The 2,058-nt window shown below is 71.8% G+C and carries 1 protein-coding gene; it reads left to right on the top strand.

Annotated features, from left to right (window positions below):
* Window positions 1-2,058, top strand: a 2,058-nt coding sequence (locus ADL08_RS09470; RefSeq protein WP_159043036.1) for a condensation domain-containing protein, incomplete at both ends; no start/stop codon positions are given.

Genomic DNA, 2,058 nt, shown 5'->3' with positions numbered 1-2,058 from the left:
AGGCGGCGTTGGGGGACGTGGTGGAGCGGCATGCTCCGCTGCGGACGGTCTTCGAGACGGTGGACGGCGAGCCGCACCAGCGGATCCTCCCGCCCGAGCAGGCACGCGTAAGCGTGGAGGCGCGCCGGACCCAAGGCAGCCTCGTCGAAGCCGAGTTGGCCGCCGAGGCGGGTCGGGTCTTCGACCTGGCGGTGGAGATTCCGGTGCGGGCGGTGGTGTTCGACCTGGGTGACGGGTCGGCGGTGTTGCTGCTGGTGGTGCACCACATCGCGACCGACGGCGTGTCGAGCGGGGTGTTCTTCGCGGACCTTGAGCGGGCGTACGAGGCCCGGCTCGGGGGAGCGGAGAGCAGTGTGCTGGAGCCGCTGACGATTCAGTACGCGGACTACGCCGCCTGGCAGCGGCGCGTACTGGGCACGGCCGACGACCCGGACAGTGTGCTGGGACGGGAGCTCGGCTTCTGGCGCGGCGCGTTGGAAGGCCTTCCCGAGGAGCACGGGCTGACTCCGGACCGGCCGAGGCCGGCGAAGGCCTCCCACCTGGGAGGTCAGGTCGAGGTCGATCTCGGTGCGGACGTCTTCGAGCGGGTGGCGGCCTTCGCCCGGGCGGAGGGGTGCACGCCGTTCATGGTGGTGCACGCGGCACTCGTCGCGGCTTTGACCCGGTGGGGTGCGGGGTCCGATCTGGCGATCGGCTCGCCGGTGGCGGGGCGCGGTGACAGGGCGCTGGAGGATCTGGTCGGGTTCTTCGTGAACACACTGGTCCTGCGGACCGACAGCGCGGGCGACCCCACGTTCCGCGAGCTGCTGGACCGGGTCCGTACCGTCGACCTGGACGCGTTCGCGCACCAGGAGACGCCGTTCGACCTCGTCCTCGAAGCGGTCAACCCGACCCGTACGCTCTCGCGCCACCCCCTCTTCCAGATCTGCCTCGGCCTTGAGGCGGGCAGCGCCCCGCGACTGGACCTGGCCGGTGTCCACGGCTCCGAGGTCTCCGGCCTCGCGAACGGATCGGTCAAGTTCGACCTGGAGTTCCTGCTCCGCTCCGACGACGGCCGACGCCTGCACGGTGCGGTCCTCTTCGCCGGGGAGCTGTTCGACGAGGTGACGGTACGGCGCATGGTGACGGCCCTCGGTGGGGTGCTGGCCCAAGTGCTGGAGGAGCCGGGTGTCCGGCTGTCGGGCCTGGAGGTGCTGTCCGGTGCGGAGCGCGAGCTGCTGACCGGTCCGTGGGCCGGCGCGACGGCCGACATGGGCGACGCCTCGCTGGTCGAGCGGTTCGAGGAGCGGGCCGCCCGCCATCCGGACCGCACCGCCCTGATCGACGGCGAGCGGAAGGTGTCCTACGCGGAGCTCGACGCGCTGGCCGACCGATGGGCCCGGCTGCTGCGGGAGCGCGGTCTGCGCCGGGGCGACATGGCCGGTGTGCTCCTCGAACGGGGCGCGGACTTCGCCGCCGCGGTGATCGCCGTCGTCAAGGCCGGTGCCGGTTACACGCTCCTGGACCCGGACTTCCCCGACGAGCGGCTGCGCTCGGCGGCCACCGACGCCGGCATCCGCCACCTCCTCACCCGCTCGTCCCTCGCCGCGCGTGTCGACGGCCCCTGGACGACCCATACGGAAGCCCCGGCCGACCTCCCGCTCCTCGCGACCGGCAGCCTCGGTCTCCCGATCGGCCCCGACGACTCCGCCTGCCTGATGTTCACGTCGGGGTCGACGGGCCGGCCGAAGGGGATCCTGTCCTCGCACCGGAACCTGGTGTCGACGGTGAGCGGTCAGTCGTACGGCCGGTTCGGTCCGGAGGAGGTGTTCCTGCAGTGCTCGCCGGTGTCCTGGGACGCGTTCAGCCTGGAGTTCTGGGGTGCGCTGCTGCACGGCGGGACCTCCGTACTACAGCCTGGTCAGCGGCCCGAGCCGGTGCTGATCAGCGAGTTGTCCCGCCGTCACGGTGTGACGATGTTGCAGTTGTCGGCGAGTCTGTTCAACTTCCTCGTGGACGAGCACCCGGAGGCGTTCGACACGGTCACGGTCGCCTTCACCGGCGGCGAGGCCGCCTCCC

This window comes from Streptomyces sp. NRRL F-6492, from assembly GCF_001280125.1.
In the GTDB taxonomy this organism is placed as follows: domain Bacteria; phylum Actinomycetota; class Actinomycetes; order Streptomycetales; family Streptomycetaceae; genus Streptomyces.
The sequence above is the reverse complement of the archived record's forward strand: the minus strand, read 5'-3'. Positions and strand labels throughout refer to the sequence as shown.